Genomic DNA, 25,605 nt, shown 5'->3' with positions numbered 1-25,605 from the left:
TACCAACAATCACCGCCAAGCCTCGTGTGAACAGCTGGGCGGGTCGGCGCGAAGCTCCGGTGGGAGCAGATTGACCCGACGCGGACAAGGGCTTCTACCGCGGCCCGATGGAGTCCGCCCGCTGCCGCGATTCAAGCCGACCTCAGGGCAGATCTAGGCTGTGCGCGTGGGATACACGGGGACCGTGGTCGTGGGTTGGTCGGCGGGGTTGCTCGTCCATGAGGACGGTATGGACAGTTTCGGGCACCAGCATCGGTATGTGCGGCAGCTCGGCGACGGCTGGCAGCTCGTGGAGACCGGCGGCCGGATCGAGGCGCCCGAGCTGCGGAAACCATGCCGTCGACTGGCGACATCGACCGGGCGCCCGGTGCTCGCGGCACAGGTCTTCGACAGCGACTGGGCCCTGCTGTGTGCCGCTGTCGGCGATCGTGCCGGGCGGGTGACGCGTCTGCATGACGTCGAAGAGGGCTGCTGCGACGAGCATGGGCCCAAGGGTCTGCCCGGTCCGAGCGGTCGCGCGGTCGAGGACGTGGTCGGCGAGCTGTTGGAGTGGAGCGCGACGGCCGGCCTGCGCGCCGACCCGGCGGCGGTGCACGCGGCCGTGACCGGAGATCAGCTGGCGGACGACACCGTCTTCGCTGTCGTCCGTGCCCTCGGCTTGACAACCATCGGCCGGACGTCGCCGCGGGCCTTCCCGGTGGAGGGCTGGCCGTTCTCGCCAATCTCCACGCTGGCCTACTTCGCCCGGATGCGGGCTGCCGCCCAGGAGATGGACGACGAGGCTGAGCCGGCGGCGCCCTGGGAGGTGGCCGCGATCGCGCTGGACGCCGAGCTGTGGGCGGCGGCCTATCGTCCGCCGGTCGACGTCGCTTCGCTGGCCCTGCGAGCGGTCGACGTGATGGCTGCCCGCCGTCTCGCGCGCGGCGAGATCGACGAGAGGCAGGACGACCTCGATCTGGTGGACACTCTGCTGGCCGAAGGACGCCTGAACCCGGAACCGGAGATCGCGGACGACCACGACCGACAGTGGGCCGACCTGAGGGCCGCCCGGTAGGCGTACCTTCACGGCCGCGCCACCTGACCACAGGCGATCGGAGCAGCTGTCGTGCCTTGGGCCCGCCGCGCTGGGCACGGATCGCGGCAAATGAGCGCACGCATCCTTGCCACCTTGCGTCCGTGCACAGGCGGAGGCGCAGCCCTCGAGTTCACCGCTCCCTCGAGTTCTGCACGGGCGTACGGGTGCCGGCCGGGCCTTCCGGCCGCAAGCGCGGTGGCTACTTGACGGTCACCGCGCGGGTGATGTCGTTCGTCGTATCGACCGGGTGCACCGCACCGCTGTACAGCAGCCAGATGATCCCGTCGCCTGGGTGAGCTCCTCACGGATGAGGTGACAGCGGACTCCCTATGTTGTACGACCACTTGATCGAGAAGAAGCCGTCGTTCCCGGCCACATAGTCCGAAGCCAGAGACCGGAACTTGGAGACGGGAGCGAAGTACAGCTCGACGTCGGCAGGGTCCTTCGTCAGCTTCAGGTCCGTCGTCGCCGTACGGGCATTGAAGTCGGAGATCACCGTGTTCAGGCAGCTTCCGCTCTTGCCGGAACCACCATGAACCCGCACCATCGCCACTGGGCGCTCCCACCTGCTCGGGCGCGCGTCGGTCACCGGTCGGCGGGCACCAGATGGGGAAAGACGTGGCGGACCGCGACCACGATCCAGTCAGGGCTGTCCCCGGAAAGACGACCCGTCGTTAGCAGGCGGCCAGCGCGGCGGCGCGCACGAGGTTGAGCACGTCTCGGCCGGACGGCTGCCACCCATTCCAGGCGGCGTAGGCCGCCCCGGTGCCGGACGCGAACACGCCCTCGTCGATCGCGCGCTAGGTCAGCCCGGCGCCGCCGGCGACCGTGAGGGTGGCGCCCCCGAGCCCAGCAGACCCGGGAACCGGCGGTGGCCGAACCGCCGGTCAAATATTGCAAGAGGAGGCCAGCGGTAGCGGGCCTAGAGGGTCGTCACACTGGATCGGGCTCGCCGCCGCAGGTCTGCACGATGTACTTCGAGTAGCCCTGCTTGATGCCCCAGTCCAGCACGACGCCGTCACAGTTCGTCGTGTGGCCGCCCTGTTGGTGGGTCCGGGCTGCGTCGGAGTAGTACAGCCAGCCGCACATGGTGTTGGCGAGGCACTGGGGGTAGGCCGCGGCCGGGGCGGGCGGGGCGAAGGCGAACGCGGCCGCGGAGACCGCGGACACTAGCGCGAGACGGCGCACCATCGATGTCATTCAATGATGGTCGCCGCCGCGAGGGTGATGCGCAAGAAACTCCAACGGTCAGGTCTCGGCGAACAGACGGTGATCTTGGTGATGCTCGGCGAGGCGTGTGGTCGGCCCGTACAGATGAAATGGTGGCCAGATGCCTTTCGTAGTCGATGTCTGCGTCGTCTTCCGTGCCAGTCAAGGCCTGCCCTCGCCCGTCAGGGCCGCTGCTGGACAGCAACGGCTCGTCTCCGGCGAAGATGTCGAGGTGGCCCTGCGAGCGGGCGTCGGCTTCGAGGACGACGACCTCACCGAACGCGGCTGGTTTTTCGATACGGACGCGTTGTCGGCGCGGCTGGCGGCGTGGGCGGACCTGCTCGGCGACGGTCCGTGGACCAACCGGTTCCCCTTCCGGCCGACCTTCGAGCTCGTCGCCCGCCACCTGTACGGCGAGCTCGTAGCCGTGGTCCCCGGGCTGGCCTTCGTGGAACTCGAGGACCGCACGTACGGTAGCCGCACTCGCTACCTGCCCGCGGCCTGATCCGGCTGGTCTTCAGGCTCGCGGTGACGGGTGGTCACGGACTTGGTGCTCCCGGAGCGCGGCGGTCGAGGCCGTTGCCGCGCACGCTCGGCAAGATGAGAGCGTGCTCGATCTTGGCCGCGGTGGCGTCCGCACGGTCATGCAATGGATGTAGTGGCATAGTGAGCCGGTCGTCGGACTGTTTATGGTGTCCGCCATGGCGCGAGCGGTCTACGGATATCGAGTCGATTTCGGCGGAGGCGAGCGAGCGGTGATGTCGCTGCTCGAGCCGGTGTGGGTGGACAAACACGGATTGCATCCGGAGGTCGTGCTGGCAGTCGTACACCATGATGCCGACCTGGATGAGCCCGGTCCGGCTGACATTCGGGAGAACCCGCCGTTTCTGCGCCTCTTGTCTCGAACGATCTGGGAAAGCGTGGTCAGTTGCGAGGCGATCCGCAGGCAGGCGCACATCCAGGGCAACGGCTTCGTCTACCTGCTCGACGAGCGCACGAGCGACCCTGGCGGCCGGGTGCCGCCAGAGGACATCCTCGGAACGGTGCAGGTCCGTGATGCCCAGCCGGTGGCGGGCAGCTACCAGCACAACCCGCGGCACCGCCTCTATACGGCGGCCGGATGGTTCCAGCTGCCGGAGGAGATCGAGACAGTCCTGCAACGTACAGTGCGGTCGCGCACCCTGCGGTGACCTGCGCATCCTCGAAACCTTGACGCGGCGGATCCCACACGCCGGCCGCCGCCGCACGACACGTGCTCCGCGCGGATCGCGGCAGAGCGTGCACCGGGCGGTGCGAGGCGTCGATCATTACCCTACGATCCCGCCATGTTTTGGAAACGTGCGAATCCGCGGCAGCCTCCACCCGATCGCCCCACCGATGACGAGGCCATGGCGCTGTTGCGCGACAAGCTCGAGGAACTCGCGCCCGGCTTCACCAAAGGCAGCTGGGTGAAGAACGGCATGCTATTCGGTCGGCACAGTCCGTGGGCGGTGATGTCGCTTCCCAACCACACCGAAAGTCCCGAGCATTTCGATCTCGGATTCTCCACGAGGTTGGGCGAGTCCGAAGCCGGTCTGATCATCGACTGCATCAGCGGTTTCGGAACGGGGCCTGCGGCATTCGACACGGTCCTGCACATCTGGAGCGAGACGTCCGGAGCCTGCTTCCTGGAGATGGCGACCGGCGGAACCGGTCGGTACGCCACCCATCTGCGCGACGACGATCCCGCGGCCATCCCAGGATGGCACACGATCAGCTCCGGCGTGCTGGGCTACGGCCCCGATGACGCGAGCAACGAGGTGCTACAGGCCGCGGTGCTCGACAGCCAGATCCTGCGTGCATTGGCGGCCGAACTGACGCCCGACCTGGACCGCCCGGAACTCAACGGCGTCAAGGTGTATCTCTGCCGGACCCCGGACTCGACCATCGCCGAGATCCGAGTCAACGGCGAGCCGGCCGTACTCGCCTCCGAAGCCATGGCCGCGCACCCCTGGCCCAACGTGGCCGTTTCCGCGATAGCCCGCTTCTATGCCGTCGCCGTGCATCCCACCTGACGCCAGAAGGCGCGGCCCGCAACATCCGCTCATCGGCTACGTCCGTGCGCCAGCCGCTTACCTCGCCGGCACGCTGCGTAGCGAGCGGATCGCGGCAGAAGAGAGCACCGCGATCTTGGCGTCCGGTCGCCGGGTTCGCGGCATTGAGGACGTCAGGGTTCGTCGGTTGTCGGACGGATGCGGTTCCATTGTGGATCGAAACAGACCAGTCCCCGATCGGCCGCCATGCGAGCGGCGGCAGCGGAGACCTCGTCGGCCATGCTGAATCGCATGGCGAAGTAGATGATCGGCCCGGATGCATTGTTGATCAGTGGGCCGTCCGACCAAGGGCTGCTGTCGTCCTCATCCTCGGTAAGGTCGACCCAACGGGCAAGCAGTGCCATGACGTAATCGCGTATCGCCTGGGTCGGTGGAACTTCGACGTCCGACTCCATGTAGTCGCGATACAGCCGCTCGAAGGCTTCGCCGCCTTCGGCGTCGGGGGGTCGGCTACCCTCCCAAACCGCAAGATCGTAAGACATTCACACTCGCTTTGACTGCGCCAAGAGGGTTTACGCGTAAACTACTACGGTTGCCCGCCAGTCTGCAGGTGGGAGCAGCTTGGCAGGCCCGAGACGCCGAGCTGGGGCCGACCAGCCGTCGAGACACGAAGGCACGACACCGCCGTCAGGGTCTGGCGCCGTCACAATCCGGCCCACGGCTACCCGCTGTGGCCGGTCGCGTGGTCGGACCATACGCCAATCGCGGCAAATGAGTTGACCGGCGCTCACAGGTCGTGAACGTAAAGCCGCATCGTGACCGGGGTTCCATCGGGTTGTTTGTCGGTGCTGGAAGTGAAGTCGTGGACGTAGACAAAGCCACTCTTCTCGGCGACCCGGACGGACGAATAGTTGTCCGGATCGACCCGGATGGCAGCGCGCGTTCCGATCCGGTGCTTGCGCATGTATTCGCACATGAGACGGACGGCTTCACCCGCGACCCCACGCCCGCGTGCCCACGGGTGGACGGCGTAGCTGATGTTGGCATCTCCCGTTTCAAGGCCGTCCCCAACATCCGGGTCATAGTCGACGTACCCGGCGAGACGACCATCGAGGCACACTCCGAAGCCTCGCTTGCCGCACCCCGCGCGGGCATTGTCGGCCAGCCTGTCGAAATGGACTGTCGTCGACTCGACAGCGCCATAACCGCCGGTCAACCATCGAACCGTGCGTTCATCCTCGCCAGCGTTGTGCGCCTCGACATCCTCGTGCGTCAGCGCGCGCAGCGTGATCCTCATACGAGAACCTTAAAGAATGCGCCGCAGTGCACGACAGCGATATTCGATGCCCTCATATCGGCCATGACAATGCGGCCCGTTGCCGAGTGGTCTCAGGATTGACCGCCGTCCGACGTGTCAGTCCCGTAGACATGCTGGCGGACCTTCCAGAGCTCGGTGAGCCGGGGGTGGGCCAGTCCCTGCGCCCGGCTGAGCTTCTGGCCGAAGATCGGACTGTCGGGCGCGGCGGCGCCGCCGTCTATGAGGGTCGCGGCGGGCGTCGGCGAGTCTGTGACGGGTCCGACACGGCATCCGAAGGTGATGTGGTCGTCGAGGCGCGTCGCTACGACCGCGGTGGTGCGGTGACGATCGAGAACGGCCTTTTGGGCTCCCAGGCGCGACGCCCCCGGGGAGCGGCGGGCTTCCGCGCGAAACTCGATGGCCCGCCCGGCTCGGGCCGTGTGATGATCGACGTCGGGTCGCTAGCTCAACTGGTAGAGCATCCGGCTGAAACAGCGCGTCCGCTCTCCGCCCACGCGGTCATGGGAGCGCTTCCTTCTCTCTATGGGATCGGAGGGTTCGGGGTTCGAGTCCCCGGCGGCCCACATGTACGAGAAGATCATCATCCAGAAGACCCTGCGCGTGCCGGCCAGCACCGGCGTGGCCGGCGACGGCACGCCGGTTGCCCGGCAGCTGGATGCGGCGCTGCTCGACGTGGGATTCTCCGCGTCGCGGGCGTTGCTGGACCACATCGGCGCCCTGGCACCCGAGCCGGCGATGGATCTCGCCGCCACGGTCGTCTCCGCGGTGCGCGAGCTGGTCGGCGACCACGTCCGGCACAACGCCTACTTCATCGGCTTTCCGGGCGGCGTGCCGGACACCGTCGAGTTCTGGACCGAGCGGCTGCGCGCGGCCGTGCTCACCGGCGGCGGCACGGCGACCGAGGCGCAGCTGCGGGACGCGGTCCGCTCCGGCGGGATCGACCTGCTCGAGCTGCCGGGCTACGGCACTTACCAGCACACCTACGACGAGTTGCTGGCCGCGCACGACGAGCTGATCGCCACCGCCGGGGACCGGGTGACCCTGCTCCACCTCGGCGACACCGCCGAGGTGGAGGCGGAGCGCCTCTACCTGGCTTTGGCGGGCAGCACGACGCCGCACGGCGAGGCCGACCTCGCGATCCTCAGCGAGCTCGCGGTGGCCCGGATGGACGGCGCGCAGCCGGCCACGATCCCGGTGCGGGAGAACCGTGCCGTGCTCAACGGGGTCCGGCTCGTGCTGGGCCGGCCGCTGGTCGCGGTGGACAGCATCACCGACGTGCTGCGTCTGGCCAGCCAGGTCTCCGGCGGCGATGTCTCACTCGCGGCGCCCACGCGGTTGCGTGCCTTCCCGCGCCGGGAGCGGCGGGTCCTGCTGGCCGCCCTGAACGAGGTCGTCGCCGCGAGCCCGGCCAAGCTCGGTGACGTCGCCCGGCACACGGAGCGGTGGAAGCGGCTCGGGGAACGGCTGCACCCCCACGAGTACGCCGAGTGGCCGCACGCCCGGGAGGTGTTCGCGGTCGCGCGCGGCGAGCGGCGGGTCCGTAACGTGGCCGGCCGCGCGGAGGAGGCGTTCCGCGCCGGAGCCGTCGGTTCGGCCGCGTCGGTGCTGTCGGCCGCGCCGGGCATGCTCCTGCGATCCGCGGACCGGCTGCTGCGGCAGGCCTCGCCGGCGGAGCGCGCCGCCGTGGTCGAAGCCGTCACCGGCGCGCTCGGCTCGGCGTCCGGCCGGGTGCTCTGCTCGCTGCGGGAGCACATCGACAACCGGCTGACTCCCGCGTCCGCCCGCATGTACGCGAGCCGTTCCCGGAACGCGTGGGTCGGGCCGGATCGGCGGCCACCGCTGCCGGCCGAGCTGGTGGCCGAGCTGTCGGCGCTGCTCGACGCCGAGATCAGTGCCCGGCTGCCGCAGCCGCGGCGCCCGCTGCTGGTGGACCCGGAGGTGCTCGAGGTCGCGCTGCCGCTGTCCGGCAAGGCCACCGAGGGCGGTTTCCGGGTGCTGCCGCGGGGTTCGCGGGCGCCGGTCTCCGGTGAGCTGCTGCGCTTCTTCACCTACTGGCGGCAGACCAGCCGCCGCACCGACTACGACCTGTCGGCGCTGCTGCTCGACGACGATTTCCACACCGCCGGCCAGGTGTCCTGGACGAACTACCGCCACGACGGCGCGGCGTACTCCGGCGACATCACCGATGCGCCGGACGGCGCGACCGAGTTCATCGACATGCCGCTGACGGTCGGCGGCCGCTACGTGGTTCCGCAGGTCAACATCTATTCGGGCGAGTCGTTCGGCGAGGTCGCCGAGTCGATGTTCGGCTACCAGGCCCGCGCCCGGGAGCAGCGGGGCGCCCCGTTCGACGCGCGGACCGTGCGGGCGCGCTCGCAGATGCGCGGTTCGGGCCGGGTCGCGCTGCCGATGGTGTTCGCCAAGGGCGAGCACGGCTGGCAGGCGGTGTGGCTGCACCTGTACCTGTCCGGCAGGCCGTCGTTCAACCGGGTGGAGGACAACACCTTCACCACGGCAGACCGGGTGCGGGCGCTGCTGGAGCGGCGTTACCTCACCGTCTCCTACCTGGTCGACCTCTGGCGCGCGGGGACCGAGGTGACCGCGTGGGACGGCCGGCTGCCGGACGAGCCGGTCACCTTCCTGGGCCTTGAGGCACCTGAGGGTCTGCCTGAGGGTTCGCAGGTCTATCCACTGGATCGGCTCGGTGAGCTGATCCCCGAGTAGCCGTGCCGGCCGAGGCCATGCGGGCGCTTCCTTCTCTTCCGTTCGATTCGGGAACCTCCGCGCAAGCGGAGGATTGACGATTCAGCGACCGCGCTCTCCTCGGCCGGTCACCGGCACAGCCGTCGACCACAAAGCCGTCCCGGCCCACCAGTCGGCGGCTTGTGCCCAACTACGTTCGCACCCGGGTGATGAAGGCGGAGATGAGCGGCCAGTAGCGGTCGGGGCGGTCCAGCCAGGGGAAATGCCCGGCCCCCTCGATCACCTGGAGCCGGCCGATCCCGGGCGGCAGCGCGTCGACGATCTCTCGCGCCGCCGCCACGGAGGTGACCGGATCACGATCGCCCGCGCAGGCCAGCGTCGGGCAGCTGATGCGGGCCAGCTGGTCGACCACGTCGAGCCGGCGAAGCAGCTCCGCGCCGCGCGTGCCCAGGCCGGGGTTGCGGATCGTGCGCGCCCGCTGCTGCGTGGTCGGGACCGCGGGGCCGAAGGCGGCGAAGACCGCCGCCGACTGCTCCTCGGTCACCGGGTCGCCACCGTAGTCACGCCGGGCGAACTCGGCCACCTCGTCGCCCGCCACCGCGCGGAAGCCCTCGACCAGCCGGCCCAGATCGAACCGGGCCATGGTGGACTGCAGCACCATGGCGCCGGCGTGGCCGGGATGGCGGGCACCGTAGAGCATGACGATGAAGCCGCCCATCGAATGGCCGAGGACGACCGGGCGGACGATGCCGAGAGCGTCGCAGAAGGCCCGCACATCGTCGGCGCAGACCTCGAAACTCCAGTCCGCCGGATCGTGCCGCGCCGAGCGGCCATGATTGCGCACGTCGAGATAGACGACCTGGGACTCGCCGGTCAGGCGGGCGAAATGCGGCTTGAAGTAGGAGTGGTCGAAGCCGCCGGGCCCGCCGTGCACGAGGATGACCGTCGGTCGCTCGCGCGTCCGCGAGCCGTGGGGGACAACCCCCGGCCCGTCGACATCGAACCACAACCGCGTCCCGTTGACCTCGATCTGCATCCGACGCTCTTTCCCGCGCCTCCGGCCTCGCCCCCTCGGCACAGCCGACCCTACTCAGCGCCACCTCCCGCACCGTCGGCGAGGGCCGGTGGGTTCGGCTATTTGGGCGGTTCTGTGCCGGCCTGCTCGCTGACCATGTATTCCGCGTACCAGTCGGGCCAGTTCTCGTCCACCTCGCCGGTCCGCCGCTCGTGCTCGCCGTGCGCGGCGGCCGCGCGCCGCAGCGCGCTCGCCACCTCGCTGGCCGACGTGAACGTCGTCGTCCCGGTGTCGACGCGGCCGGGCAGCCGGGTGGTGACCTCCTGCAGCAGCCAGCCGTTGCCGTCCGGGTCGCTGAAGGCGGCGACGGAGCCGTAGGTGGCCCGGTCGGGCGCGAGCCCGGCGGCCTGTCCCTCCGGCGTCAGGTGGAAGATCTCGCCGACGTCGGCGCCGCGCTTGACCAGGTCGTCGCGCGCGGCCTCGATGTCGGCGACGATCAGGAAGATGCCCTGCGCCGAACCGGGCGGCGCCGCCGCGGTGCCCGGGCTGAAGTGGATCGAGCACGCCGAGCCCGGCGGCGTGAACTGGATCGCGCGGGCGCCGCCGAGGATGAAGTCGGCGTCGAGCCGCCAGCCGAGCCCGGCGTAGAACGCCTTCGCCCGGTCGAGGTCCGTGACCGGGATGGTGATCACCTCAAGCTTCAGGTCCGTGCCGTCGCGGTTGTCCATTGTCGTCATTACGGCCTCCTCGAGTCGCTCGGAGACCACGTTGCCACCGTCCGGGTCACATATCCAGGGCGATCGCGTGACAAGCCGTCAGGCCCGCGGGGCGCTTTCGCCGCGGTTCGCGAGCGCTCGCAGGGAGCGTACGTAGCGGTTGGTGACGTGCTCCTGGACCAGGCGGGTGAACGGGCCACCGGCGCGCGCGAGGGCCGTGGCCGGCCGGGAGAACGCCCGGATGCGCATGCGGACCTCGCCGTCCCGGGTCAATCGCACGGTGAATGCCTCCTCGCCCCGTTCCGGGTGGCCGGGCAGGGTGCCGTAGGCGAATCCCTGGCAGTCCTCGGCGTCGATGGCATAGACGACGCGGCACGGAATCGCGATGCTCATCGGGCCCCAGCCCGCGCGCAACACGACGAGCGTGCCGGCGGCGGCGCGGGCCGCGTCGGCCGCCACTCCCAGGCCGGCTCCGCGATGCATCTGCCAGCCGAGCAGGGCCTCGGTCGCGTCGTGGAAGCATTTCGGTCCGTGCCCGATGACGACATCACGAGAGACGTGGCCATATCCGGAAGGCAGGAACTCATCGCGGGTCGCGCCGACTTGCTCGTACGTGAAGGGGGCTGGATCTCCGGATCCCACAGCGAGACCCTATCGCCCGGCGCGGCCGGCCGCGGCGCGGTTAAATCGGTAGGCGGTGTCGATCTCCGATCGCCATACTGGCGCCATGAAGCTTGCCGAGGCACTTGCGCTGCGCGCGGATGCGTCGCGTCGCGCCGAACAGCTCCGTTCCCGCATCACGGGCAGCGCGCGATACCAGGAGGGCGAGGAGCCGGCCGAGGACGCCGAGGCCCTGCTGGCCGAGGCCGGCGCGGTGCTCGATGAGCTCGAGTCGCTGATCCGGCGGATCAACCGCACCAATTCCGCCACCCCGGTCGGGAGCGGCACGCTCACCGACGCGCTCGCCCGCCGCGACGTCCTGCGCCTGCGGCACAGCGTGGTCACCTCCGCCGCCGAGGCCGCGGCCGGGGACGGCCAGCGGGGGTTCCGGCAGTTGCGGTCCGAGCTGAAGATGATCCCGGCGCTGCCGGTGGCCGAGTTGCGGGGCCAGGCCGACGATCTCGCCCGGCAGCTTCGCGAGGTCGACACGCTCATTCAGCGGACCAACTGGGAGGCCGACCTGCTCGACTGACGATCGCGGTGCGGAGCGGGTAGCCGACGTGGAGGCGTGCGCAGACCCGAGGGCCGGCGGGTATTTCCGGCTCCCTCCTGGTGCGCCGAGGGCAGGCGCTGGGGTTCGATTCCCTGACTTACCTCGCATGCCCAGCACGGCACACAGGTGAGGGTGCACAGTGCACAGCACACTACCGAGTGCAGATCCACGACGGTGAGGGTGGGACAGGGGCATTCCGCACCCCATTTCAGATCGGCGCGCCGCCGAAACCGATCTCGTTGCCGTCCGGATCGCGGAAGGTGGTCTTGCGGACGCCGTTTCCGTAGGTTTCGCGCGTGGCCGGCTCCAGGCCGCGCTCGGCGATGTGCGAGATGCGCTCGTCGAAGTCGCTGACGAAGACGGTGTGCCTGGCATGCCCGGCGTGCTCGGGCAGCACCTCGATGAACAGGTAGCGGTGGGTGGCGAGCTCCCACACCGCCTCGGTCTCGTTGGGCAGGAACGACGGCGGGCCGCCGAGGAGCCGCTCGTACCAGGCCGCCGCCTCGGTGTAGTCGCGGACGGGGACGCCGGCGAACAAATCTACGGTCATGGGGTCATGCTAAGAGCTCGCTCGAGCACGTCGAGCGTCGTGTCGCGCAGCAGGCCCACCTTGTACTCCGTCTGGGCCAGCGGGGCGCAGCGTGCGGTCGCGTGGGTGGATGCGGCGCGGAGAGTCGGGAGAGTGGCCGGCCGGCCCACCAGCGCGGCCTCGACGCCGGTCAGGCGGACGGGAGTGCGTGCGACGCCGCCCGCGACGACCACCGCGAAGGTGATCGTCGTGCCTGACAGCACCAGGCGGGCGATGGCCTCCACGAGCGGCCATTCGGCGCCGGACCGGGCCGCGACGCGCTGGTACGCGGCCCGTTCGCCGGTGGCCGGTGCCGGCAGGTCGACGGCGAGGAGCACCTCGCGGTCGGCCAGGGTGTGGTCCCGGGTGGGGTCGGAGCCGTCGCCGTACAGCTCGGCCAGGGCAACCGTGCCGCGGGTGTGCACCTCCACGGTCGCGTCGTAGGCGAGCAGGACGGTTGCGAGCGACGACGGGTGGGGCGCGACGCACGGGCCCTGGTCGATGACGGCGGAGTAGAGGTGCACCCCCGTGCGCGCCGGGCAGGTGTCTCCGCCGGTCTGATGGCAGGAGAAGTGTGGGTTGCGGTAATACCAGCAGCGGTTGCGTTGCAGCAGGTTTCCGCCGACGGTGGCGGCCGCGCGGATCTGGGGCGTGGCCAGCTCCGCCGCCGCGAGGGGCAGGCCCGGATAGGCCGCGCGGAGCCGGTCGTCGTCGACGATCTCGGCGATGGTGGTCATCGCGCCGAGGCGGGCGGCACCGCCGGCGCGCCAGGTCACGCCGCGCAGCGCGGGCACGCCTTGGAGGTCGATGAACGGCCCCCGAGCCCGGGCCCGGACGTCGGTGCCGCCGGCCCGCAACTCGCCGCCGTGGGTGGCGAGTGCCTCGACGACCTCGTCGACGGTGGACGGGCGGGTCATCAGCTGATTCCTTCGCGGAGTCGGTCGGGCCGGATCGGGAGGTCGTGCGGACGCCACCCGGTCGCGGCGTGCACCGCGTTTCCGATCGACGCCGCCATGCCGACGGTGGACATCTCGCCGAGCCCGACACCGTGTCCGGTCACGTGCTCCCAACCCTCCTGGTGGAAGTGGAGGCTGATCTCCGGTGTGTCGCCGATGCCCGGGATGCGGTAGTCCTCCAGGTTGTCGGTGAGCACGACACCCGTCGCCGGGTCGACGTGGCGTTGCTCGAAGAGCGCGTAACCGATGCCCTGGATGATGCCGCCCTCGCACTGGCTGCGGGCGAGCCGCTCGGCGTAGATGTGCCCGGCGGCGATGCCGCACCACACCCGGGTGACCCGGACCGTGGCCAGGCGGGCGTCGACCTCCACCTCGGTGAGGTGCACGGCGCCGGCGAAGCCCCGGCCGATCGCGAGGTTGCCGATCGGGAACGGGGTCACGTATCCGCGGCGGTCGCGGCGACGCTTGCCGACCACCCGCACACCCTCGGCGTCGCCCAGGGACTCCAGGACCGGGCCGGCGGGGAGCGCGGCGCGCAGCCGCCGCGCCGCGTCGATGGCGGCCGGGCCGATCGAGGGGGTCGCGCTGCTGGCCACCGACGCCGGTCCGTAGACCGTGCCGGTGCGGCCGACCTCCACCCTGACCCGGCCCGCGGGCAGGCCGAGCTCGGTGCGGACGAGATCGGCGATCACGCTGCGGCTGCCGGTGCCGATGTCCTGGGTCGTCGTCCGGGCCACGACCACGCCCCGCTGCACGACGAGTTCGATCTCGGTCCCGGGATCGAGCAGGTAGAGCCAGTTGGTCGCCGCGACGCCGACCCCCCGGCGGAACCTGCCGTCCGGCGAACCCACCGGCTGCCGGCCGGTCCAGGCCGGGAGCGCCGCGGCCCAGTCGTAGAGGGCGCGCCGCTTGGGGTTGCCGTCCCAGCGCCGGCGCAGGGCGATCGGGTCCTCGCCGCAGCGGTGGGCGATCTCGTCCACCGCCTGTTCGAGGGCCCAGGCCATCGGCGGCCCGCCGGGCCCGCGGAACGGCGCGGCCGGCGGCCGGTGGGTGAGCACGTCGAAGTCCCGCAGCCGCCGGGGCGCGGTGCCGTAGATGTACCGGCTCAGCGCCGCCGCGTTGGATCCGATGGATGTCCCGCCGTCGCTCCACGCGTCCAGGCTCATCGCGGCGAGGCCGGCGCCGGCGTCGGCCAGCAGCGAGAGCTCGATGCGGGTGGCGGGCCGGCTGCCGCCGTCGGTCAGCTCCTCCGCCCGGTCCAGCACCACCCGGACCGGCGCCGCGGTGATCCGGGCCAGCTCGACCGCCGCGACGAGGTCGCTGGTGATGTGGACCTTCGAGCCGAAGCCGCCGCCGACGTGGTCGGCGACGATGTGGATCTGAGCGGGCTTCAGGCTCCACCGCTTGGCCGCTTCCGCCGCGACCGCGCTGACCGCCTGGGTCGACAGGTGCAGGTGGAGCTCGCCCTTGTCGTCCCAGCGTGCGACGCAGGCGTGCGGCTCCATCGCGGTATGGACCTGGGTGGCGGTCGTGAACGTCGCCGACACGAGGCGCTGGTCCCCGCGCTCGCGGGCCTCGTCGATCCGCCGCATCGCGGTGCCCGCGCGCCAGCTCGCCGCGGCCGGCCCGCGCACGTTGCCCTGCCACTTGGCCGGGCTCAGCGGCGCCTCGTTCGATTTGGGCGCGCCGCGCCTCTCGGCGCGGGAGCCGTACACCACCGGCGCGTCGGGCTGCTCCGCCTCGGCGGTGGTCAGCGCGGCGGGCAGCGGCGTGTACTCCACTTCGGCGCTGGCCGCGGCGGCCAGCGCCGCGGCGCGAGTCGGGGCGGCGACCGCCGCGATCGGCTGCCCGACGTAGCGCACGACGCGGTCCGCCGGCATCAGCTCCGCCACCGCGGCACCCTCGACGTGCACCGCGCCCACCCGGGCGTGCGGCCGCGTGGCACGGATGATCACGCCTTCGAGCTGGCCCTCCAGCCGGACGTCGGTGGTGTAGCGGGCCCGGCCGGTGATCTTCTCCCAGGCCTCGACCCGGGCCGGCACCGGGTCGTCGCCGTCGTGCCGGCCCGCGCACGCGGCCGCGATCGCCGCCAGGATCGACTCGTAGGCGCCGCATCGGCACAGGTGCCCGGCCATGGCCCGGGCGATCTGCGACCGGGTGGGGGCGACGTCGCCGTGCGCGGCGCGCCACCGGTCGGTGAAAGCAGCCGCCGCCACGACGAAGCCCGGCGTGCAATAGCCACACTGCAACGCGTCGTGGGCGGCGAAGGCGCGCTGGACCGGATGCGTGCCGCCGAGCCCCTCCACCGTCGTGACGTCGCGTCCCTCGATCGCGGCGCCCGGCGTCAGACAACTGACGACCGGCGTCCCGCCGACGAGGATCGTGCAGGCGCCGCAGACCCCGCTGCCGCAGGCCGGCTTCGCCCCGGTCAGGCCGAGACCCTCGCGGAGCAGCTCCACCGCCGGGGTGTCGGCGCCGGCGTCCACCTTGGCGGTCTTGCCGTTGACGACGAACTCCATCGCCTACCCCCTCAGGAAACCGTCGACCCGGCCGGCGATGGACACAGTGGACCATCGAGACGTCATGGTAGCGACAAATTCGATGGATGAGCGGCCGTCAGGGCGACGTGCGGGCGAAATCGCCGTGGATGGGATCCAGCTGAGGCTGGACCGAGTTGCGGCCGCGCTGCTTCGCGGCGTACAGCCTGCCGTCGGCGGCCTGGAGCAGCTCCGGGACGGTCTCGCCGGGGGTCAGGCAGGCCACCCCGAAACTGATGGTGACCGTCAGGTCCGGCCGCACGCCGGGCCAGTCGTGCATCTCGACCTCGTGGCGCAGCCGCTCGCAGATGGCGTACGCCGCGGCCAGGTCGATGCCGGCGAAGGCGAGGAGGAACTCGTCGCCACCCATCCGGGCGACCAGGTCGGCCGGACGGCTGCCGGACCGGAGGATGCCGGCGACCGTCCTGAGCACCTGGTCGCCGACCGGATGGCCGAGCCGGTCGTTGATGGACTTGAACTCGTCCACGTCGCACACCGCGACGCACAGCGGCCGCTCGGTGGCCTCGGCGGCGCTGAGCAGCCTCGGGAGTTCCTCGTCCTGGTACCGGCGGTTCCACAACCCGGTGAGCTGGTCCTCGCGCGCGTGGCGGACCGCCTGGCGGGCCTCGGTCTGCAACGCCCACTTCTCGTGCTCGAGCTCCTTCAGCCGGACGCGGTGCAGCTCGGCCTCCAGCCGCGCGTTCTCCGTCTGCATCCGCGCGTCGGTCAGCTCGAAGCGGTTGGTCAGCAGCCGCGCCCGGGTCGCCGCCACCGCCGACCGGGCGGTGCGTTCGAGCTCGTGGTACGCCCGGTAGTGGCGCAGCGCCGCCTCGAAGTCGCCCCGTTGCTCGTACGCCGCGGACAGCTGGGCGTGCACGGCCATCGCGGTCGCGCGCCGGTTGGGGTCGGCGGCCATGGCCAGGACGCCGTCGAGCAGGGCGACGGCCCGGTCGATCTGGCCCCGCGCGAGGTGGACGGCGGCGACGGCCTCCTCGGCCGCCAGCTCGAGCGCACGGTAGCCGTGCTCGGCGGCGATCTCGCCGGCCCGGCGGAGCCGCGCCAGCGCGGTGTCGTGCTCTCCGGCGAGGCCGAGCAGCGTGCCATAGGTGACCAGGCAGGTGGCTTCGCGGTTGGGGTGCGCGGTCGCCCGGGCGATCGCGAGCGACTTGCGCGCGTACCCCAGTCCTTCGCGCAGCGCCCGGTCGGCCGCCGCGGTCTCGCCGCGGTCGCGCAGCTGCCCGGTCAGGCCGACCGCGTTGTCGCCGAGGTTGTTGAGGATGCCGAAGCGGCACTCGTCGTCGAGGCCGGCCTCGGCGAGATCCCGGGCCCGGGTGAGGAAGAGCTTGCCCTGCGGGAAGTCGGACAGGTTGCTGTGCACCCCGCCGATCCGGTTGTACGTCCAGAACAACAACTCGTCGTCGTCGAGCTCCTCGGCGATGTCGAGACCGGCCGACAGGGCGGCGAGGGCCTCCTCGTGCAGGCCGAGCTTCATGTGCGCCAGACCCTGGACGGCGAGCGCGTCGCAGGCCTCGGCCCGCTCGCCGAGCTCGGTCAGCGCCTGGACCGCCTGGGCCGCGCAGCGCACCGCCCCCTCGTGGTCGCCGAGGCGGATCAGGTGCTTGGCCAGCAGCCGCATCGCGAGGCCATGCGCCCGGTTGTCACCCAGGTCGGCGGCGGCGCCCGCGGCCCGCAGGGCCAGGTCGGCGCCGATCCGGTAGGCGCCGGTGGCACGGGCTTCCTCGGACAGATCCAGCAGGGCAGCCGGCTGAGGCCCCGGGTCGTCCGTCACGTGGGGCCCCGATCTCCTGGACACCCTTCCCAATCTGCCGTCGCGTGAATGGCCGCGCAACCGTCCTTCGGGTCACAAGGTGGAATGTCGTGGTGACGACGTGCCGGCCGCCGGAGGTCTCGCAGGCCAGGCTGAACAGGCCGGCGGGCGGCGGGGCGACGCGGAAGCAGCCGTCCTCGTCGACCGGCACGGTGCTGGTCGCGTCGCCGTCGAGCCGGACGGTCACCTCCGCCGGCCCGGGCGGGACGAGCTGGCCGAGCAGCGCGGTGGGCGACACGCCCAGTTCGATGGTCAGGCCGGGGGCCGCGAAGCTCAGCGTCCGCAGGTCGGCCTCCTCGGCGCGCAGGCCCGCGAGGGCGGGCGACTTCCCGCGGGAGTCGTGGACGAGCTCGGCGAGTTCGGCGTCGACGGTCCGCCAGGTGTAGACCGCGCGGGCCGCGTCGAGGATCGCCGGCGGGGTGGGATCCGGTCTGTGCACAGCCTCGTCGAGCGCCCGCAGGAGGCTGTCGTTCGCCAGCCAGTCTTTGCTCATCATGGTCGTCTCCTCAGGGGCGTCGGCTTGGTCACGGTCCGTCGCCCGGATCGGCGTCGGCGAGCAGGGCACGGAGGGTCGGGCTGGTGCGCAGCCGGTCCAGGCAGCGGGCCCGGGTCGGTCCGATCGCACCGCAGGGCATGTCGAGCCGGGCGCTGATGTCGGTGTACGAGGTGGGCGGGTCACGCATCAGCAGGCCGAGCAGTCGCTGACAGCGTTCCGGAAGCTCGGTGAGCGCGGCCCGCAGCGCGGCGTCGCGCTCGTCGTCGATGAGGCGCCGGTCGACCGGTTCGGCCTCGTCGGCGGGCGCGTGGGCCAGCCGGTCGACGAGATCGTCGGGTCGCTCGCGTTGCCGCGCGTGGTAGAGCCGGGTGCACTCGCGCACCGTCGTGGTGCGCAGCCAGCCGGGCAGCGCCTGTGGCTCGCGGAGCCGGCCGAGATTCTCCACCAGCCGCAGCCACACGGTCTGGCTCACGTCGGCCGCGTCGGCGGGATCCAGGCGCCAGCGCCGGCAGGTCGCGTGCACCAGCGGAGCGTACCGCTCCACCAGCGCGTTCCACGCCGTCGAGTCACCGGCCGCCGCCGAGGTCACCAGGGCGGTGAGGCCACCGTCGGCCGCCTGGAACTCCTCGTCGGGCGGTACGCCGCTGCGGGCCCGGGCCGGAACCGCGTGCGGGTCGCGGGCCGCCGTCGCGGCCCCGAGGGCGGCGGTGTCGCCGTCGGTCATTGCTGACTCCTCTGGGAATGGTGCGTGGCTGTCGCCGGCTGGGGTCCACGCCAATGCGGAATAATAGCCGCAAATGCGGGCGAGTCACCCAGACCGCTCCTATGCGCACTGATCGGGCAGTCGGGCCGCGGTGGTTCCGGCGCGGGCGTCCTCGATGAGCTGGCGCAGCGCGTCCCGCGCGCCGACCCGGCCGGGCCGGATGCGGCCGGCGAGCAGGCCGGAGACCCACGCCGCGGCGAACGACGTGCCGCTCCACGCGGCCACGCCGCGGTAGCGCCGGGTCTCGCCCGAATACGGGTCGGTGACCGTCACCGCGTCGTCGAAGTAGTCGCTCACCACGTTGACGCCGGGCGCCAGCAGCTGCACCCACGGCCCGCCCGTGCTGAACGGCGCCGGCGTGCCCAGGGCCGTCAGCGCGCCGACCGCCACTACCTCGTCGTGCGCCGCGGGCCACAGCGGGCGCCGCGGCTTGTCCTCGGCCCCGCCGTGGTTGCCGGCCGCGGCCACGATGACGGTCCGCGGGCCGACCAGCCGCAGCGCGGTGGTCATGGCCAGGGCGGGCTGGTCGTCGCCGGTGAAGAAGCCGGCCGAGATGTTGATGACGTCGGCTCCCCGCCCGGCGAGGTCGACCAGGTCGTTGGCGAGCTGCCACGACGTGCCCTTCGCGTGGTCGTCGAGGGTGGCGTGGACGGTGATCGCCGCGCCCGGTGCGTTGCGCAGGATCGTGCCGGTGACGAAGGTGGCGTGGCCGGCGGTGAACGGCAGGCCCGCCGGGCCCGGCTCCGGCGGCAGCATCGCCTCCGGCGCCGCGAGGTAGGCGCCGGCGAGCGAGGGGTGTGCCCACAGCCCGGTGTCGCAGACGGCGACGCTCGCGCCGCGACCCCGATCGCCATCCGGACGGGGGAGGCCGGCACCCACCGCGAGGGGGCCGGCCGCAGCGCCGGCATCGGACTCGGGCACGGGCAGGACGTAGGCGCCGTCGGACAGGAAGCGCCGGTCCCAGCCGCCGGCCACGGCCTCGGCCTTGCCGATCGCGGCGACCGGCAACTCGCTGCCGCCGCCGCTGATCACGTGGGTGCCGCCGACGGTCTCCACCTCGCGGTTCTTGCCGAGCACCGGCATCCAGCCGTCGTAGCCGGCGCTGAAGTGGTCGCGCAGGCCGGCGATCAGGACGTCGAGGGGCGAGTCGCCGAGGTCGGCGGCGGTGCTGGCCGCGGCCCCCAGCCCGGTCAGCTCCACCAGGGCCAGCCCCAGGGCCTCGCTGACGGCCGGCGGCCTGCCCAGCCCGTAGCCGAGGGCGCTCAGCCGCTCCCGGACCAGGCCCAGGTGTGGCAGCGCCACGACCAGGTCGTTGACCCGGTGGACCGCGCCACGTACGGCGCTCTGCTCGTTCATCGTTCCCCCTGCGGGATCTCATGCTGTCCGGGTGGTGCCGGTTCACCGATGCGGATCGGCGCTTGGCCCTATTTGATACAAATGTCGCTGGGAAAGGTCGCCGACGCGGCGCGGCTGGAGAGAGAATCGCTGGAGTGGGAGGGCGCCATGGTGCGGGACGCCACCGCCCGTGCGCTCGGCGACGAGGCGCTGCGCCTCGTCGACGGGCAGCCGCGACGCGCCTGGGGGCGCGCCGCGCAGGCCCTCGAACTGGCCCGGCGCGCCCACGATCCCGAGTCGGCGGCGGTCGCCGAGCGGGCCCGGGGCCTGGCCGCCCTGCACATGTCGGACCTGGACACCGCGCTGCGCTGCGAGCGCGGCGCCGTCCGGCTGGCCCGGCGGGCCCGCAACCACACGCTGGCCGCCGAGGCCCGGATGAGCCTGGCGTACGTGCTGAGCTGTCGCGGCCAGCCCGGCCGCGCGCTCGGCGTCATCGACCGGGCCCGCGCCGACCTGACCGGGGTCCAGCGCTGGCGGGCCACCGCCCAGCGCGGCGCCATCCTGCAGCAGCTCGGCCGGCTCGGCGAGGCGCTGGAGGTCTACCGCGAGGTGCTGCCCCGGCTGCGGACGGCCCGCGACTGGGTGTGGACCTGGCGAGTGCTCAACAACCGCGGCGTGCTGCAGGTCTTTCGCTACCACTTCGCCGAGGCGCTCGCCGACCTGCGCGAGGCCGAGCGGCTCAGCCGGCGGGAAGGGCTGGGCCTGCTCGCCGCCAACGTGCGGGAGAACCTGGGCTTCGCGCACAGCCGGCAGGGTGCCGTGCCCGAGGCGCTGCGGCACTTCGCGGAGGCGGAACGGCAGTACCGGGCGCTCGGGGTCGGGGTCAGCTCGCTGCTGCTCGACCGCGCCGAGCTGCTGCTGTCCGTGCGGCTCGCCCGGGAGGCGCAGGAGGCGGCCGAGCAGGCGGTGGCGGAGCTGACCCGTTCCCGCGGCGGCTTCAAGCTGCCCGAGGGACACCTGCTGGTCGCCACCGCGGCGCTGCTCGCGCGGGACTGCGGGACCGCGTTGCCCGCCGCGCGCCAGGCCGCCGCCGCGTTCGCCCGCCAGCACCGCCAGGACTGGAGCGCGGTGGCCCGGCTGGTCGCCCTGCGCTGCCGGCTGGGTCAGGGGCTGCCGGTCGCCGTACCGGACGTGGTGCGGGTCGCCGAGGCGCTGGACGCGGCCGGCTGGCGGCTGCCGGCCCTCGACGCCCGGGTCATCGCGGCCCGGCTCGCGCTCGGCCAGGGTCGCCGGGCCGAGGCGCGGGCGCTGCTGGCGGCCGCCGGTGCCGCTCGCCGCGCCGGGCCCGCCGAACTGCGCATCCGCGCTTGGCAGGCCACCGCGATGCGCCACCTGGTCGACGGCCGGCGGCGGGCGGCCAGCGCCGCGATCTCGGCCGGCCTGCGCATCGCCGAGCAGTACCGGGCCACCCTCGGCGCCGCCGACCTGCTCGCCCACGTCTCCGGGCACCGCACCGAACTGGTCGAGCTGGGGCTGCGGATGGCCGTCGAGGCGCGCTCGGCGCGCCGGGTGCTGTGCTGGGCCGAGCGCGGCCGGGCCAGCCACCTGCTGCTCGGCCGGGCCCAGCCGCCGCGCGATCCGGTGCTGGCCGCGGCGCTGACCGAGGTACGGGCCGTCGTCGCGGAACTGGCCGACGCGCGCCGGTCCGGCACGCCGGTCGCCCCGCTCGAACGACGGCAGGCCCTGCTGGAGAACCGGGTCCGCGACCACCTGCGGCACCGGCGCGGGGACTACACGGGCACCGCCGCCCCGGCCTCGCCGCAGCAGCTGACCGAGGCCCTGCACGGCGCGGCGGTCCTCGAATACGTGGAGAGCGACGGCGTGCTGTACGCCCTGCTCCTCGCCGGTGGCCGGGTGCGCCTGCGCCGGCTGGGCCGGGCCGCGGAATTCGCCGGGCCGCTGGAGCACCTGCCGTTCGCCATGCGCCGGGCCGCCTCCCGGGACCCCGGCACCGCCGAGGCGGCCGGGCGGCTGCTCACCAGCCTCGGGCGCCGGCTCGACGAGCTGCTGGTCGGGCCGGTCCGGGCGGAGCTCGGTGACCGGCCGCTGGTGATCGTGCCGACCGGTGCCCTCCAGTCGCTGCCCTGGGCGCTGCTGCCGTCCTGCGCCGACCGCCCGGTGACGGTCTCGCCCTCGCTGACCCTCTGGTACCAGGCCGCTCAGCGGGCGCCCCGGGGCGGGACGCCGCTCGCGGTGGCCGGCCCCGACCTGCCCGGAGCGGTCGCGGAGATCGCCGCGCTGCGCCGCCTGCACCCCGGCGCCCGGGTGCTCACCGGGGACGAGGCCACCGCCGGCGCGGTGCTGGCCGCCCTTCCGCACGCCGGGATCGCGCACCTCGCCGCGCACGGCACCTTCCGGCGCGACAACCCGCTCTTCTCCAGCCTGCGGCTCGCCGACGGGCCGCTCACCGTCTACGACCTGCAGACCCTGCCCGGCGTGCCCGAGCTGGTGATCCTCGCGGCCTGCGACAGCGGGCTGTCCCTGGTCTGCCCCGGCGACGAACTGCTCGGCTTCTCCGCGGCGCTGCTGACCATGGGCACCCGTGCCCTGATCGCGGCGATGCTGCCCGTACCGGACGCACCCGCCGCCGCGCTGATGACCACCGTGCACCGCCGGCTCGCGGCCGGGGCGTCGCCGGCGGCGGCGCTCGCCACCGCCCGCCGCGACCTGGCCCGCGACGGCGGCCCCGCCGAGCGCGTGGCCGCCGCCGGCTTCGTCTGCCTCGGCGCCGGCCTGCACACCTGACGTCCCGGCCCCGGGCGGGCCGAACCCCACGAACCGCCGGTCTCACCCGACCCGGACATCCAGCGGGACGGCGGCCGTCCAGTCGTCGAACCGGGTGACTTTCCCCTTGCCGGACGTCTTCGCGGCATACATGGCCAGGTCGGCGTTCTGCATCAGCTGCTCGACATCGATGTCGCCGCGCCACATCGCCACCCCGATGCTGGCTCGCGGGTGCAGCTCGGTCCCCTCGTACGGGACCGCCTCCTGGATGCTCTCCAGGAGGCGGTCGGCCACCGCGTAGGTGTCTTCCTCGGTGTCCATCCCATCGAGCAGCACGGCGAACTCGTCTCCGCCGAGCCGGGCGACGGTGTCCGCGCCGCGGACGGCCGCGAGCAGTCGGTGCGAGACCGCGACGAGCAGCTGGTCGCCCGCCGCGTGCCCGTGCCGGTCGTTGATCTCCTTGAACCCGTCGAGGTCGATGAAGAGCATCGCCACCGGTACCCCGCTCAGCGCGTGCGGAGCGGCCGCGTTCAGCCGCTCGCGTAGCAGTGCGCGGTTGGCGAGCCCGGTCAGCCCGTCATGCGACGCACTGTGCTGCAGCTGTTCGAACGCGTCGCGCAGGATGGCCAGCGTGTCGTTGAGCGAGTTGCCCATCTGACCGATCTCGTCCTTGGTCCGCACCTCCACCTGATGGCTGAGATCGCCCCGGGCCACCCGGGCGAGCACGTCCATGGTTTCCCGGATCGGGCGGGAGATCGTCCGGGCGGCCACCACGGCCAGCGCCACGGCCACCAGCCCGCCGAGGATGAGCAGCAGCAGCGTGAGGCGTTCGGCATTGCGGCTGCTGGCCTGCGCGTTCCGGACGCCGAGCGCGACCGCCTCCACGAGCTGGCCCAGCAGCGCGTCCGCCCGGTCCTTCAGCGAGCGGGCGACCGCCGCCGACCGGACGAGCATGATCGAGGTGGCCTGATTGCGGTTGCCGGCCCGGCTGGCGGTCAGCCCGACGTCTCGCGCCGAGCGCCACAGCCGCACCGTTCCCTCGAACGCGGTCAGCGCGACGACCTGCGTCCGGGCCAGCTCGATGTGGTGCAGCTCGGCCAGGTTGACGTCCATCGCCGCATCGGTCCGCGCGATGATCAGTTCGTAGTTCCTGCGGTGAAAGCCCTCGTCCGACAGGATGTGCGACAGCACGGCCTCTTGCTGGGCGCTGACCGCCGAGCGGACCGCGGCCATCCGGGAGAGGGCCATCACATTGGTCCGGTACTGATGGTCCTGGTGCTCGGTGAGGTCACGGTTGCCCATGAGGCCGACCACTCCGACCGCGGCGAAGACCGACGCGACCGCGAGCGCCACCGAGATGATTTTGGTACTGATCCGGCGGTTGCCGAAGATGGGGTAGGCGGAGCGCTGCCGGTGTCGCGTGCTCGCGACATCGCCAACCGCGCCCGCGGGCTCGGACACGCGGTCGTCTCGGCGGTGCGGACCGACGGCGTACCTCACTGCTCCACCCCCGGGCGCCGGAATTTCCGGCCTACCTTATTTGGATCGACCGGCGGACGGGCGAGTCAAGGGCTTTCGGCCCCGGGTCGCGGCGGCTTCGGCCGCGCGGGCGGCTATGTGGCGTAAATCAGGATATAACGGTCCGCCCGTGCTTGGATGAGACGCTGAACCAGATGGACGTCGGCCATGGTGCGGGAGTGAGGCGGGGCGATGGTGTCACGGGGGATCCGCCGGCGGATGGGGCTCGTCGCTCTGGTGGCCGGGCTCGGCTTGGCCGGCGGATGCGGCGATGCTGAACCGGCGGACCAGGTCGCCGACGAGTGCTCCCCGTTCGCGGCATATCTGGGCCACGAGGGCGCCAAAGTGACGCTGTACTCGTCGATCACCGACGTGCTGGCCGACAAGCTGCAGCGGTCCTGGGAGAAGTTCTCCGAATGCACCGAGATCACCATCGACTACGAGGGCTCCACCGACTTCGAGAAGCAACTGGTGGAGCGGGTGGACGCGGGCCGGCCTCCGGATCTGACGATCTTCCCGCAGCCCGGGTTGCTCGCCAGCATGGCCCGCCGCGGCGAACTCCAGCCGGCGACCGAGCAGGTGGCGAAGAACACCGACAAATGGTGGTCGGCCGACTGGAAGACCTACGGCACCGTCGACGGCAAGTTCTTTGCCGCGCCCTTCACCGCGAACGTGAAATCGTTCGTCTGGTATTCGCCCAAACTCTTCACGTCGAAGGGGTACCAGGTCCCCGGCAGCTGGGACGAGATGATCGCGCTCAGCGACAAGATCGCCGCCAGCGGCATCAAGCCCTGGTGCGCCGGCATCATGTCGGGTGAGGCCACCGGATGGCCGGTCACCGACTGGCTGGAGGACGTGCTGCTGCGGACTGCCGGCGCGGAGGTCTACGACCAGTGGGTCGCGCACGGCGTCGCCTTCGACGACCCGCGGATCAGTGCGGCGCTCGATCGGGTCGGCGAGATCCTCAAGAACCCGGCGTACGTCAACGGCGGCTTCGGCGGCGTCCGGAGCATCGCGAAGACCGGTTTCCAGGAGGGCGGTCAGCCGATCCTGGACCACAAGTGCGCGATGCACCGCCAGGCGTCGTTCTATGCCAGCCAGTGGCCCAACGGCGTGAAGATCGCTGAGGACGGCGACATCTACGCGTTCTACCTGCCGCCCATGGGCGGCACCAAGGGCAAGCCGATCCTCGGCGCCGGCGAGTTCCTGGGTGCGTTCAGCGACCAGCCCGCCGTCGGCGCGGTCACGGCCTATCTCTCGACGCCGGAGTGGGTCAACAGCGTGTTCCGGCTCGGCGGCATGGTCAGCGCCAACACCGGCAGCGACAAGAGCCTGCTGCTGATGCCGATCGACCGGTTGTCCGCCGATCTGCTCACCGACCCGGACGTCATCTTCCGCTTCGACGGCTCCGACCTGATGCCCCCGGCGGTCGGCGTCGGATCGTTCTGGCGCGGGATGACCGACTGGATCAACGGGAAGCCCACTCCGGCGGTCCTCAGCGAGATCGAGTCCACCTGGCCGGACTGATGTCCGGCACG

Annotated in this window: 23 protein-coding genes and 1 tRNA gene; 9 read left to right on the top strand and 15 right to left on the bottom strand. The window is 72.1% G+C overall.

Annotated elements, in window-relative coordinates; translation table 11 throughout:
• Positions 1 to 166 precede the first annotated feature (166 nt).
• Positions 167 to 1,054, top strand: a complete 888-nt coding sequence (locus DMB66_RS02300; protein ID WP_125802284.1) for a hypothetical protein — start codon at positions 167 to 169, stop codon at positions 1,052 to 1,054.
• Positions 1,055 to 1,376: 322 nt separating this feature from the next.
• Here DMB66_RS02300 and DMB66_RS02295 read toward each other — a convergent pair whose 3' ends face one another.
• Together DMB66_RS02295 and DMB66_RS02290 are read right to left on the bottom strand one after the other, a co-directional pair.
• Positions 1,377 to 1,628, bottom strand: a complete 252-nt coding sequence (locus DMB66_RS02295) for a hypothetical protein (protein WP_125802283.1) — start codon at positions 1,626 to 1,628, stop codon at positions 1,377 to 1,379.
• A 380-nt stretch (positions 1,629 to 2,008) separates the two neighbouring features.
• Positions 2,009 to 2,275, bottom strand: coding sequence for a DUF6289 family protein (locus DMB66_RS02290; RefSeq protein ID WP_125802282.1), 267 nt, complete (start codon positions 2,273 to 2,275; stop codon positions 2,009 to 2,011).
• 130 nt (positions 2,276 to 2,405) lie between these two features.
• Here DMB66_RS02290 and DMB66_RS02285 point away from each other — a divergent pair, with 130 nt between their 5' ends.
• The 3 genes from DMB66_RS02285 (at position 2,406) to DMB66_RS02275 (ending at position 4,338) form a co-directional block, all read left to right on the top strand.
• Positions 2,406 to 2,789 carry a hypothetical protein gene (locus tag DMB66_RS02285; RefSeq protein WP_125802281.1) on the top strand — a complete coding sequence of 128 codons (384 nt, stop codon included), beginning with the start codon at positions 2,406 to 2,408 and terminating at the stop codon, positions 2,787 to 2,789.
• Between the two features lie 196 nt (positions 2,790 to 2,985).
• Positions 2,986 to 3,474, top strand: a complete 489-nt coding sequence (locus tag DMB66_RS02280) for a hypothetical protein (protein WP_125802280.1) — start codon at positions 2,986 to 2,988, stop codon at positions 3,472 to 3,474.
• A 198-nt stretch (positions 3,475 to 3,672) separates the two neighbouring features.
• Complete coding sequence (locus tag DMB66_RS02275; protein WP_125802279.1) at positions 3,673 to 4,338, top strand: DUF6348 family protein; 666 nt, start codon at positions 3,673 to 3,675, stop codon at positions 4,336 to 4,338.
• A gap of 152 nt (positions 4,339 to 4,490) precedes the next feature.
• Here the strand turns inward: DMB66_RS02275 and DMB66_RS02270 are convergent, their stop codons facing one another.
• Positions 4,491 to 4,859: a hypothetical protein gene (locus DMB66_RS02270; RefSeq protein ID WP_125802278.1), complete on the bottom strand. Its 369-nt coding sequence runs from the start codon at positions 4,857 to 4,859 to the stop codon at positions 4,491 to 4,493.
• A 245-nt stretch (positions 4,860 to 5,104) separates the two neighbouring features.
• Positions 5,105 to 5,614, bottom strand: coding sequence for a GNAT family N-acetyltransferase (locus DMB66_RS02265; protein WP_125802277.1), 510 nt, complete (start codon positions 5,612 to 5,614; stop codon positions 5,105 to 5,107).
• Between the two features lie 455 nt (positions 5,615 to 6,069).
• On the opposite strand from DMB66_RS02265, the gene DMB66_RS60960 reads away from it, so the two are divergent.
• Both DMB66_RS60960 and DMB66_RS02260 read left to right on the top strand, forming a co-directional pair.
• A tRNA-OTHER gene (locus tag DMB66_RS60960) sits at positions 6,070 to 6,198 on the top strand.
• A 1-nt stretch (position 6,199) separates the two neighbouring features.
• Positions 6,200 to 8,359: a hypothetical protein gene (locus DMB66_RS02260; RefSeq protein ID WP_125802276.1), complete on the top strand. Its 2,160-nt coding sequence runs from the start codon at positions 6,200 to 6,202 to the stop codon at positions 8,357 to 8,359.
• Between the two features lie 169 nt (positions 8,360 to 8,528).
• Here DMB66_RS02260 and DMB66_RS02255 read toward each other — a convergent pair whose 3' ends face one another.
• From DMB66_RS02255 to DMB66_RS02245, 3 genes are all read right to left on the bottom strand, one after another.
• A complete protein-coding gene (locus DMB66_RS02255) occupies positions 8,529 to 9,374 on the bottom strand; it encodes an alpha/beta fold hydrolase (RefSeq protein WP_125802275.1) in 846 nt (281 codons plus the stop codon).
• 98 nt (positions 9,375 to 9,472) lie between these two features.
• Positions 9,473 to 10,090: a VOC family protein gene (locus DMB66_RS02250; RefSeq protein WP_125802274.1), complete on the bottom strand. Its 618-nt coding sequence runs from the start codon at positions 10,088 to 10,090 to the stop codon at positions 9,473 to 9,475.
• Between the two features lie 78 nt (positions 10,091 to 10,168).
• Positions 10,169 to 10,711, bottom strand: a complete 543-nt coding sequence (locus DMB66_RS02245; RefSeq protein ID WP_125802273.1) for a DUF1990 family protein — start codon at positions 10,709 to 10,711, stop codon at positions 10,169 to 10,171.
• An 85-nt stretch (positions 10,712 to 10,796) separates the two neighbouring features.
• On the opposite strand from DMB66_RS02245, the gene DMB66_RS02240 reads away from it, so the two are divergent.
• Positions 10,797 to 11,261, top strand: a complete 465-nt coding sequence (locus DMB66_RS02240) for a DIP1984 family protein (RefSeq protein ID WP_125802272.1) — start codon at positions 10,797 to 10,799, stop codon at positions 11,259 to 11,261.
• Positions 11,262 to 11,490: 229 nt separating this feature from the next.
• Here DMB66_RS02240 and DMB66_RS02235 read toward each other — a convergent pair whose 3' ends face one another.
• The 7 genes from DMB66_RS02235 to DMB66_RS02210 form a co-directional block, all read right to left on the bottom strand.
• The gene (locus tag DMB66_RS02235) at positions 11,491 to 11,832 is read right to left on the bottom strand and encodes a VOC family protein (RefSeq protein WP_125802271.1); all 342 of its coding nucleotides are present in this window, start codon (positions 11,830 to 11,832) and stop codon (positions 11,491 to 11,493) included.
• A complete protein-coding gene (locus DMB66_RS02230; RefSeq protein ID WP_125802270.1) occupies positions 11,829 to 12,767 on the bottom strand; it encodes a xanthine dehydrogenase family protein subunit M in 939 nt (312 codons plus the stop codon). Before DMB66_RS02230 ends, DMB66_RS02235 begins: the two co-directional genes overlap by 4 nt.
• Positions 12,767 to 15,325: a molybdopterin-dependent oxidoreductase gene (locus DMB66_RS02225; protein WP_125802269.1), complete on the bottom strand. Its 2,559-nt coding sequence runs from the start codon at positions 15,323 to 15,325 to the stop codon at positions 12,767 to 12,769. The genes DMB66_RS02230 and DMB66_RS02225 overlap by 1 nt, the downstream gene beginning before the upstream one ends.
• 97 nt (positions 15,326 to 15,422) lie before the next feature.
• Entirely contained in the window at positions 15,423 to 16,058 is a 636-nt protein-coding gene (locus tag DMB66_RS63420; RefSeq protein WP_233624242.1) for a GGDEF domain-containing protein, read from the bottom strand.
• Between the two features lie 943 nt (positions 16,059 to 17,001).
• Entirely contained in the window at positions 17,002 to 17,667 is a 666-nt protein-coding gene (locus DMB66_RS63415) for a hypothetical protein (RefSeq protein WP_233624238.1), read from the bottom strand.
• A 28-nt stretch (positions 17,668 to 17,695) separates the two neighbouring features.
• The gene (locus tag DMB66_RS02215; protein ID WP_125802267.1) at positions 17,696 to 18,391 is read right to left on the bottom strand and encodes an RNA polymerase sigma factor; all 696 of its coding nucleotides are present in this window, start codon (positions 18,389 to 18,391) and stop codon (positions 17,696 to 17,698) included.
• A 99-nt stretch (positions 18,392 to 18,490) separates the two neighbouring features.
• A complete protein-coding gene (locus DMB66_RS02210) occupies positions 18,491 to 19,786 on the bottom strand; it encodes a S8/S53 family peptidase (RefSeq protein ID WP_125802266.1) in 1,296 nt (431 codons plus the stop codon).
• Positions 19,787 to 19,867: 81 nt separating this feature from the next.
• Between DMB66_RS02210 and DMB66_RS02205 the strand changes: the two genes are divergently transcribed.
• Positions 19,868 to 22,570, top strand: a complete 2,703-nt coding sequence (locus DMB66_RS02205; protein WP_125802265.1) for a CHAT domain-containing tetratricopeptide repeat protein — start codon at positions 19,868 to 19,870, stop codon at positions 22,568 to 22,570.
• 42 nt (positions 22,571 to 22,612) lie between these two features.
• On the opposite strand, the gene DMB66_RS02200 is transcribed toward DMB66_RS02205, so the two are convergent.
• Complete coding sequence (locus DMB66_RS02200; RefSeq protein WP_125802264.1) at positions 22,613 to 24,010, bottom strand: diguanylate cyclase domain-containing protein; 1,398 nt, start codon at positions 24,008 to 24,010, stop codon at positions 22,613 to 22,615.
• A 276-nt stretch (positions 24,011 to 24,286) separates the two neighbouring features.
• Here DMB66_RS02200 and DMB66_RS02195 point away from each other — a divergent pair, with 276 nt between their 5' ends.
• Positions 24,287 to 25,594, top strand: coding sequence for an ABC transporter substrate-binding protein (locus DMB66_RS02195; RefSeq protein WP_125802263.1), 1,308 nt, complete (start codon positions 24,287 to 24,289; stop codon positions 25,592 to 25,594).
• Positions 25,595 to 25,605 lie beyond the last annotated feature (11 nt).

The organism is Actinoplanes sp. ATCC 53533 (assembly GCF_003947245.1).
Note: the sequence above shows the minus strand (reverse complement) of the source record. Positions and strands in the feature narration are given on the sequence as shown.